At 68.3% G+C, this 10,239-nt stretch carries 4 protein-coding genes and 1 pseudogene; 1 reads left to right on the top strand and 4 read right to left on the bottom strand.

Translation table 11 applies throughout. The annotated features are described in order from the left end of the window. The 3 genes and pseudogenes from DQP56_RS25640 to gjpA form a co-directional block, all read right to left on the bottom strand. On the bottom strand, positions 1–1,519 hold a 1,519-nt coding region (locus tag DQP56_RS25640), incomplete at its 3' end, for a PGRS repeat-containing protein (RefSeq protein ID WP_435673887.1). 1,186 nt (positions 1,520–2,705) lie between these two features. After that, entirely contained in the window at positions 2,706–7,043 is a 4,338-nt protein-coding gene (locus DQP56_RS25645) for a PGRS repeat-containing protein (RefSeq protein ID WP_165825089.1), read from the bottom strand. 102 nt (positions 7,044–7,145) lie between these two features. After that, positions 7,146–8,335: pseudogene (gjpA, locus tag DQP56_RS25780) on the bottom strand (outer membrane porin GjpA). 521 nt (positions 8,336–8,856) lie between these two features. Between gjpA and DQP56_RS19625 the strand changes: the two are divergent. Further along, the gene (locus DQP56_RS19625) at positions 8,857–9,900 is read left to right on the top strand and encodes an LLM class F420-dependent oxidoreductase (RefSeq protein WP_112688298.1); all 1,044 of its coding nucleotides are present in this window, start codon (positions 8,857–8,859) and stop codon (positions 9,898–9,900) included. Between the two features lie 80 nt (positions 9,901–9,980). Here the strand turns inward: DQP56_RS19625 and DQP56_RS19630 are convergent. Beyond that, a partial coding sequence (locus tag DQP56_RS19630; RefSeq protein WP_205868925.1) for a hypothetical protein occupies positions 9,981–10,239 on the bottom strand: 259 nt, incomplete at its 5' end.

Consider the following 10,239-nt stretch of genomic DNA (forward strand, 5'->3'; position numbering starts at 1 on the left):
GGCCGCCCTTGCCGGCGTTGCCGCCGACACCACCGTTGCCACCGTTGGCGCCGGCCACCGCAGTCGGGTCGGTGGCGGCGTCATAGCCCTGGCCACCGGTACCGCCGTTACCGCCCTTACCGGCGTGGCCGTTGGCGCCGTCGGCGGCGTGGTTGCCGCCCCCGGAGTCACCACCAGCGCCGCCCTTACCGGCGTTACCACCAGTGCCACCGTTGCCACCGGTCCCACCGGTCGTGTGGTCCTTGGTGCCCGCGTCGCCGGCCTCGCCGTTGGAACCGGCGGTGCCGCTACCACCGGCACCACCAACCCCACCGACACCGTGCTGGCCGTCGGTGGAACCCTCACCGCCGGCGCCACCGGCGCCGCCGGCACCACCATTGCCACCGGAGGTACCCGCCGCAGCGTCCTCGTCGGAGGCGGCGTCGTAGCCGGCACCACCAACACCACCTTCGCCACCGTTACCGCCCGCGCCCTGAACACCGGACGCACCCGCGGCACCAGAGTTGGCGAACCAACCACCGGCACCGCCGGCACCGGCCTTACCCGCAGCACCACCGGCGCCACCTTCACCACCGTCACCACCGGCCGTGCCGCCCGGGTGGACCGAGTCACCGGCAGTACCGTCATCGCCGGCACCACCGACACCACCGGTGCCGCCCTCACCGGCCGCACCACCCTTGCCGCCGGCGCCGAAGAACATCGAGCCCTTACCGCCGGCACCACCGTTACCACCGGTGCCACCGGCCTTACCCGCGGTGCCGTTGCCGTCATTGCCGTTGGCGAAGTTGCCCGCGGTCCCGGCCGCACCGACCGCACCAGCGCCACCATCACCACCAGCACCGGCGGTGCTGAACATGCCCCACAGTGCGGCATCGCCACCAGCACCACCATTCCCGCCGGCATCGCCACCGGCACCACCGTCGCCACCGGCGCTGAACCACGAGAACAACCCAGCAGCACCACCATCGCCACCATCGCCGGCACCGAAGCCATCACCACCGGCACCACCGTCACCACCGAACAGACCGGCCTGACCACCGTTACCACCGTCGTCGCCGTCGACGCCCGTGCCGGTGCCATCGGCGTTCCAGCCGTCGCCACCGTTGCCCCAGATCCATCCACCGGGGGTGCCATCCGGGTGAGCAGCAGTGCCATCTTCACCATTACCGAAGGGCACCAGCCAGTTGACGTCGTTCCAGTCCCACGCAGCCGCGGACCCCGGCACGTCAGCCTCGGCTGAGCCGATGCCGCTCAGGTTCAACTCGGCCAGGACCGCGTCCCAGGTCGACTCACTACCCAGGCCATCAAAGAACGTTGCCCAGCTGGCCGGGTCCAACACGACCTCCCAGGCGCCCGCGTCACCGATGTTGGCCCCCAGACCAACCACGGCGTCGCCCAGGCCCTGCCCCAGCAGATCGACCAGCACGTCGTCGATATCGGCCTGCGCCGACGGCGCAGCAGCCAATGGAGCCATCCCGAACGCGAGGAACGCGCCCACCGCGCTCCCGGCCCCGATCACGCGGCTACTGCGACGACCTTTGGACATGTTTTGACGACGACGAGACACAGCGGCTTCCCCTTAGCTGACGCCTAATAGCGTCATAGATTTGCGACGGGTGCTGATGTTAGCAGCGGTTCTAAACACGTCAACTGGAGTCCATTTACCCGGATTCGCCCTGGTTACCGGTCGGTAATAGCCATTAACAAGGCGTTTTCTCCGCTAGCGGCCAGGCAGGGGGGTTAGTTTTGGCATAGATATTCTCAGGAAGAGATCCGGTTACCAACACGTCTCCGTAGCGGAATCGGCCCCCCCCCCCCCGCGCTTCAGCCCGTAGCGGGCAGTCAGGCGCCGTGCGTCCGCGGCCAAACGATTTGTCGGCGATCGCACCGTCGATGCTGGTCTTGCCCGGTTTCGTGTCGTTGCGGGATCCGATCAAGTTCGATCTCTCGGTCACCGCCGACGACGTCAAACCTGCCGCGGGGAGAGAACAAGAGCCTTGATCGACTAGTTACCCACCTGACCTGCTGTGATCACCTGCCATGCAGGCAAAAGGCCGCCGGGCGCGGCGGGACTCGAAACTATTGCCCCCGGGTCGCCCAAATTCTCAGGAAAAATCGGCGCGGACGGGGCGGTAGGCGCTACCTCGACGCGGCTGGCTTGCCCGGCAGCGAATCCACGTCGAGCGATGGCCGGCAGCGCGGGCCTTGGTCGCCGGCGCCTGTGACGGCACCGCCATCGCCACCTAGCGATGTTTCGTGCGCCAAGCCGCAGAGCCCCTGGAACGGCAACGTCTGGGCCGGCAGGATTACGTGGCTTGGACGCTGATCTTTCCCCGGCATTGAAAACGGCTCGGCCCAGTCATGCGACCGGGCCGAGGCGACTGTGGTCTGGGCACCGTTGGCATTGGCGCCCAGCTGGTTGTTGTCCGCATACAGGGCTACATACGTCTTTGGGTCGATATACCGGTTTGTCGGTTGAAAACACCTCGGACGCCCCGGTCTGAGTCACCGGTGACGGGAACGGTGCCCCGCATGTCACGACATCGGGGATGGGTCCGTGGGCCTCTCTCGGTCGCAGGCAACGGACGTGGGGCGCCGGGAATGTGCCTCGCTTCGCAGCGGATTCCGATCCTCTGTGAAAGCACCTCGGCCCGGTCTTACGACCGGGCCGAGGTGTTTGCGGAGTTGGATCCGCTATGGGGTTCTCATCCCGGGTTGCCGGGTTCGCCGGGTTCGCCGGGTGTGCCGTCCGCCCCGCCGTTGCCGCCAACGGTGCCGTTGCCCGCGACACCGCCGGTGTTGGCCGAAGCGCCACCGGCTCCACCGATTCCGCCAGAGCCGTTGTTGGTTGCGTCAACGTAGGTACCGCCGTCGCCACCGGTTCCGCCGTTGCCACCGGTGCCGGTCAGTCCATCGCCGTGCTTGATGCTGCCCAGACCGCCGTCGCCGCCCCTGCCACCGACCGCCCCGCCGACACCGCCGGCACCGCCGTTGCCACCGTTACCGCCGGTGGCCTCGCCGTCGCTGGTGGTCCCGCCGTAGCCCTGCACCAGCCCCATGCCACCGTTACCGCCGTTGCCACCCACACTGCTGTCGGCACCGTTCACGCCGCCGACACCACCGTCACCACCGATCCCGGTGCCGCTGGCTGTCCCTCCGCCGGCGCCACCGGCCTGGACCCAGCCCATGCCGCCGTTACCACCGGTACCCCCGTTGGCGTTGCCGCCGTGGCCGCCGAGTCCGGTACCAGAAGCAGTCGAGTCGGAACTTTCCGCTGACAGATGCCCCTGCCCGCCGTTGCCACCGGTACCGCCGTCGCTACCGTCGCCGCCATTGCCGCCGATAGCGGTTCCGGTGACCTTGGCGTTGGTGGTGCCAAGGGTGTAGGTCCCGATATTTCCGTCACCACCCTTGCCACCCTGGCTATCGACACCGGTCCCGGAACCACCGTTACCGCCGGTGACCACGGTCTCTGCATCGCCGGCAGTGTTGTCGGTAGTGCGAGCCAGAAGTATTCCTTGACCGCCGGCGCCGCCGTCTCCGCCGTCGCTTCCCAAGCCACCGTTTCCGCCGGTGACCACGCCGCCTTCGACCTTGCTACCCGCACCAAGGACACCCACCCAGGCCTGCCCACCAGCGCCGCCGGTTCCGCCGGTCTCGCCCGCGCCACCGTCACCACCCTTAACAGTGCCGGTCAATTCAGCGGCACCACTACGAGCATCGATCCAGGCCTTGCCACCGACGCCGCCCTGGCCGCCATCGCTGCCCGCACCGCCGGCCCCGCCCTCAGCGGTGGCGTGGTGAATGTGAGCACCAGGCGCAGCCTCCATCAGGGCCTCACCACCCTTGCCGCCGACGCCCCCGCCGCTGCTGGCACCGCCGTTGCCGCCGGTGACACCGCTGTTGCCGACGGTGCTGCCTTCCCCGACTGTCATCGTGGCGTTGCCGCCAGCCGCATCATCGATACCGTCTCCGCCATCCACCGTGGAGCTGGAGACCGTGCCGCCGGTGACGGTGAGGTTGGCCGCACCACCCCTGCCGGTGCCCGCACCGGCATCACCACCGGTGAGGTGGGTGTCGCTGACACTGCCACCACCGGTGACCGTCAGGTTGCCCGCACCACCGAGGGTGGTGTCGGTGCTCTGCCCGGCTGTCACCGAACTGTCGGCCACATGGCCGCCGTTGACGTCGAGCCGCGCACCGGGTCCCTGCTGGTTGCCGGCACTGTCGCCGCCGGCGATGTGACTGTTGGTGATGGTGTCACCCTCACCCCTGGCCACCATCACGGTGTCAGAGGTCACCCGGCCGTTCACGCCGCCGGCACCCGCACCACCGTCCCCACCGGTGGCGCTGCTGCCCGAGATGACCGAGTCCTTGCCCAGGGCCTGGATATAGGTGTAACCACCGTTACCGCCCGTGACACCGCCACCGGTGCCGCTCCCACCGGTTCCGGCGGTGGCGGTGCCATCGGCTTTGGCTCCCTCATTCAAGGCCGCGACCTGGCCGCTGAAGCCGTTACCGCCCTTGCCGCCGTCAATACCGTCGCCGCCGTTGCCGCCGTGGCCGGCGCCGCTGGCCTCAGCGCCGGCACCGCCGGCAACCACACTGCCGGTGCCGCCGTTGCCGCCGATACCAGCCCCGGTCCCGGCACCGCCATGACCACCGGTCGCCACCCCATGGGCAGTTCCGCCAATCCCGCCCACACCGCCGGAGCTATAGGTCCCTTGGATGTTGGCGCTGCCACCGTTGCCGCCCTTACTGCCCAGGCCGGTGCCCTCACCACCGTTACCGGCGGTGGACTGACCGTAGGCGGTCGCGTCCTGACCGGCGGTGACCTGTGCGTAACTCCCGTTGCCACCGGTGCCACCGTCGACACCGACACCACCGGTGCCGCCGTGCGCGATGGTGGCCTCGTCGCCGTCGCCGGTCACCGTGCCGCCATTGGTGACAAAGGTGAAGCCCGCGCCACCGTTGCCGCCGTGCCCGCCGTTCTCGCCCGCGCCGCCGTCACCGCCGATGGCTTGGGCCTTGCTCGGGTCACCCTCAACACCGATCGTGCCGTCCGATGCCCGCACGAGCGCCACGCCACCGTTGCCGCCGGTCCCGCCGGTGCCGTCTGCGGCCCCGCCAGCACCACCAGTGGCCGTGCCGTAGGTGTGCTCACCGGCACCAACGATCTGGCCGTCATCGTTTCTGCCGGCATCGACGTTGGCCGCGCCTCCAGCGCCACCCTTGCCGCCGTTCTCACCCGCACCGCCATCACCGCCGTGGGCAATTCCCTCGGTCGTGGACAGGTTGCCGTATGCCCCGACAGTTGCTGCGCCACCGACACCACCTGTGCCGCCGTTGCTGCCGCCGTTGCCACCGTTGCCGCCGGTGGCCGTACCGCTGGCCGAGCTGTCCACACCGTCGGCGGTGACGGTGCCCGCAGCACCGGCGGCACCGCTGCCACCGGCGTTGCCGTCGACATCGCCGTTGCCGCCCGTGCCACCGTTACCACCGACCGCATGGCCATCGTGTGTGCTACCACCATTGGTGGTAGTGACAAAGCCCTTACCGCCGGCACCGCCAGCGCCGCCGGCACCGGTGTGAGTGCTGTCGACGTAGGTACCGCCTGCGCCACCCTCGCCGCCGTCACCACCGGTCGCAGAGCTGTCGGTGGCACCGTTGTCGACCTGGCTGTCGCCTCCGAGACCTCCCTTGCCGCCAACGGCACCGTTGATGCCGCCGGCACCACCGTTGCCGCCATCACCGCCGGTCGCGCTGCCGCTGGTCAGACCGCTGTCAATACCTTCGACCTTGGCGAATCCACCGTTGCCACCGTCGCCGCCGCGGGACCCGTCGGTGTTGTTAACCCCGCCGTCGCCGCCGTTACCGCCAACTGCCTCACCGCTGGCAGACCCGCGAACAGCCTGGACAAAGGCGCGCTCACCGTTGCCGCCGTTACCGCCGTGGCCCGCACCGCCGTCACCGCCCGTGGCCTCTCCAGTGGCCTCGGACGTGGCGTCCCCACCAGCAACCACCTGGCCCATACCGCCGGTACCGCCGCGGGCACCTGCTGCCGTTGCCTCGCCACCGTCACCGCCGGTGCCGATGCCGTCGGCCTTGCCACCACTGTTGGCCAGCACGATCCCGGTACCACCGGCACCACCGTCACCGCCGTTGGAGGCGTCACCACCAGCACCACCGATGCCGGTGCCGCTGGCGGTCCCGCCACCCAACTGGTTGTAGTTGGACTGCACCCAGGCTTCGCCACCAGCGCCGCCGGTGCTGTTCGCACCAGTGGCCGTGCCCCCTTCGCCACCTGTCGCGGTGCCAGTTGCGCTGCCGCCGTTGGCATTCACCGAACCGATGCCACCGGTACCGCCCTGACCGCCGGCGATGCCGTCGCCTCCGTTGCCGCCGGTAGCACCGTCGCCGATGCCGGCCGCGGTTCCACCGTTCTGGGCGCTGATGGCGCCGGCGCCACCCGCACCGCCAGTACCGCCCTCAGTGCCGCCGTCACCGCCGTTGCCGCCGGCACCGCCGTTACCGATCCAGCCGAGGGCGCTGCCGCCGTCGCCACCCGCGACACCGGCCGCGTCGCTGCTCCAGCCTGCACCACCGTCGCCGAACCACAGGCCGCCATCGCCGCCGTCGGGGTTCAGCGCCGTTCCGTCGGCACCGTCACCGATCAGGTACAGACCGGCCATGGAGTTGATGGCACCGTTGACCATCTCACCGAGCGGGTTGTTGATCCACAGTTCGAGCATCGAGTGGATCGGGAGATAGAAGAAGTTGTTGAGCAGATCCGTGCCGAAGTCCGCCGCAGGCCCGGGGTCCAGGCTGAAGTCCGACGGCGCGGCGTCCGACTGGAACATGCTCGAGAGCCAGTCGAGGTCGAGCAGATCTTCGAAGTCGGCTTGCGCCGAGGGCGCGGCCCCCAGCGGGGACATGCCGAATGCCAAGAACGCGGCGACCGCGCTGCCGGCGCCGGCCACTCGATTGCGGCGTCGCGGTCCGGGCTGCGTGCCACGCTGGCTGCTGGTGTGACGACGATTCATTTCCGAACACCTCTCCTGTGAAACAAGTCTTTGTTGGGCGGTTGTGGCTTCTCAGTGCCGGTCATGCGATATCTGGGTGTGCTGGATCCTGGCTGTGCTGGTCTAAAGCTCTAGGCCCAACGAGTCCAGGAGGGACATCCAATCGGACGCATCGCCCGGACCGGAATCAACGCTGCTGTCGTCGAAGAAGTCGGTGGGGATGACGGGGAAGGAGAACCCGGCCAGCGGCGGCTCCGCTGGCGGAGGGGGGCCGTCGGACTTGCCGTCCCAGTTCCAGGGGTCGCCGCCCATCAAGCCGGCCATGGCCTGCTCCCACGCCATCCAGGCGCCGATCGGGCCGACCCCGTGGCTTTCGACGGTAAGCGTCAGCGGTGCCCCCAGGAAGCCCGACGCGTCGATAGCGAGGCCAACGCTGTTGAAGATCGAACCGCCGACCGCCGGTACCTCGTCGACAACGTTGCCGGAGGCGTCGTAGAACGTGTACGCGGCGTTGGATACCACGCCGGGGCTAAGCAGCCCGCCCAGCGCGAAGTCCAGATGCGAGATGGTGCCCTCGGGCACAACGTCCCCGAGCATCGGCAGGATGAAATCGAGGTTGAGGGTGGCGCCGTTGAAGAAGGCGCCGGTCATGTTGGCCATGATCTCGTTCAGGCCGTCGCCGTCGTTGATGCTGTTCATCAGCGCGACCCAGGGGCTCAGTCCGGCCCCAGCATGCCCATGATGATGCCGCTCATCGGGGATGAGATGAAGTTGATGATCGGCAGTATCGCGTCGGCATCGGTGCCGGGCGGCAAAAAGGCCGGCAACAGCTGCGGCAGCAGCGTGAACATAAAGGAGTGGCCGACGTTGAAGGTAGTCAGGTCGACGCCGCCACTGAGGGTGTGCAGAACTGACGTCACCGTGGTGGGGTCGTCGGCGGCAACATTCCACAGGGAGTAGCCCTCGGTCACCGCGCGCAGCTGCTCCTGCATCTCGTTGACCACGACGGGAATCTGCGAGGGGTCGTCGAGGATGTCCTGGATCCAGGCCTGGGAATTCGCAATGAGCTGCTGCATCGCCACGCTGGGAGCAACGTAGAAGTTGTTGGCGAGCACCGTGGCGTTGTCGGCCGCGATGTTGTACTGGTCGATCCACGGTTGCATCGCGTCGGTCAGCATGCTGGTGAGTGCGATGTCGCGTCCGACGTGAACATCGGGCATCGGCGCGATGGCCGGCGTCGCGCCGATCAGGCCGGAGCCGACGATCGCTATGCCCGCGGTGACGTAGGGGCGAAGGGTTTGCTGCACAGCCATCTCCTTTTGTGAGGTGCCGCCCTGGGCAATTGCCCTGATGGGCCGTGGCGCCGCCGTGTTGCTCCTGAATGCACGCTTATTTACTGATGTGAGTCAGAGCACTAGCCGTGAATAACCTAAGACACAAGCATCTTCGTCAAATATTTCACGCGTCATCACCGGAGGTCAGCGCCGTGAGACCGTTGGCTTTGGATAGCTACCCTATGCGTAATATAAGAATCTGACGGAAGGCTGTCATCTGAGTGCACTGCAACACGTCTGCCAGCACAGTTCTCTTGATATAAGGCAGCGCACGGAAACGTCGTGCGCGACGATATTCCACTCGCGCTGTGTTAGCGGAACCTGAATTCGGCGGGGGTAGGACGGCCCCGATCCCGGCATCGTCTCCCGGTCGACGTCGGCCGACGACAACCGCGGCCGCCACTGCAAGGTGAGGACGTGACCAAACCTGGGTCCGCCGCGTGATCGTCGGCACGGTCGAGCCGTCGCGCCGCCCCCGAGCAACCTGGTATTAGTCGGAGATGCGAATCGGTGTACAGCTCTCCTATGCGAGTGGCTTCAAAGAGGCGGCCGAGCAGGTCGTCGAACTCGAGCGGGTCGGGATCGACGTGGTGGCAGTGGCCGAGGCCTACTCGTTCGACGCGGTCAGCCAGCTCGGCTATCTGGCGGCCAAGACCTCACGCGTGGAGCTCGTCTCCGGCGTCGTGCCGATCTATACCCGCACCCCCGCCCTGCTGGCCATGACGGCCGCCGGCCTGGACTTCGTCTCCGATGGCCGGTTCCGGCTCGGTATCGGCACCTCCGGGCCACAGGTGGTGGAGGGGTTCCACGGGGTGCCCTTCGACGCCCCGCTGGGGCGCACCCGAGAGGTGGTGGAGATCTGCCGAGCGGTGTGGCGGCGCGAACGGGTGCGCTACGACGGCAAGCACTATCAGCTGCCGTTGCCGGCTGACCGCGGCACCGGGTTGGGCAAGCCCTTGCAGTTGATCAACCACCCGGTACGGGAGGCGATTCCGATCTCCATTGCGTCATTGGGCCCCAAGAACGTCGAGCTGACCGCTGAGATCGCCAACGGCTGGCAGCCGGTGTTCTTCTATCCGGAGCGCGCCGCCGAGGTGTGGGACGATGCCTTGAAAGCCGGTGCGGCCAAGCGGAATCCGGCACTCGGCCCGCTCGACATCATGGCGGGAACGTCACTGGCCATCGGCGACGATGTCGAGGACCGGCTGGCGTGGGCAAAACCTCAGCTGGCGCTCTACATCGGCGGCATGGGGGCCAAAACCCGCAACTTCTACCACAACCTGGCCACCCGCTACGGCTTCGGCGAGGTGGCCGACCGCATCCAAGAGCTGTATCTGTCCGGACGCAAGACCGAGGCGATCAACGCCGTCCCCGACGAGTTGGTGCGACACACCTCGCTGATCGGGCCCCGCGGGCTGGTCGCCGAACGGATCGCGGCCTACGCCGAAGCGGGTGTGACGACGTTGCTTGCCGGGCCACTGGCGAAGGACCCGGGTGAAGCGGTGCGCTTCGTGGCCGAATTGCGTGAGCTGGCGCCGGCCTGACGCGCCGGCCGACTCTAGTCCTCCGACATGACGAACGTCGCCGGGTCCGCCAGGACCCGGCGACGTTCGTCATCAGCCGGTTAGCTACCGGGGTTGCCGTCGCTGCCGTTATTACCCGCGGTGCCGTCCGCTCCAGGAGTACCGCCGCCCTGCCCCGGGTTGCCCTGCCCGGCAGCACCACCGGCGCCACCGGAGCCGAGTGCACCGCCGCCGCCTGCGGAGCCGTCACTGCCGCCGGTGCTGGTGCCGCCGGTCCCGCCGTCGCCACCGTTGCCGCCAGCCCCACCGTCGGCGCCGTCGCCCCCGTCGAAGCCATTGCCGGTGCTGTCGATCCCACCG

The sequence above is a fragment of the Mycolicibacter senuensis genome (assembly GCF_003284925.1).
Taxonomy (GTDB): Bacteria; Actinomycetota; Actinomycetes; order Mycobacteriales; family Mycobacteriaceae; genus Mycobacterium; species Mycobacterium algericum_A.

Excerpts from the sequence above, each read along its gene's own strand:
- DQP56_RS25645 (WP_165825089.1), bottom strand. The coding sequence starts at position 7,043 with ATGAATCGTCGTCACACCAGCAGCCAGCGTGGCACGCAGCCCGGACCG.
- DQP56_RS19625 (WP_112688298.1), top strand. The coding sequence starts at position 8,857 with ATGCGAATCGGTGTACAGCTCTCCTATGCGAGTGGCTTCAAAGAGGCG.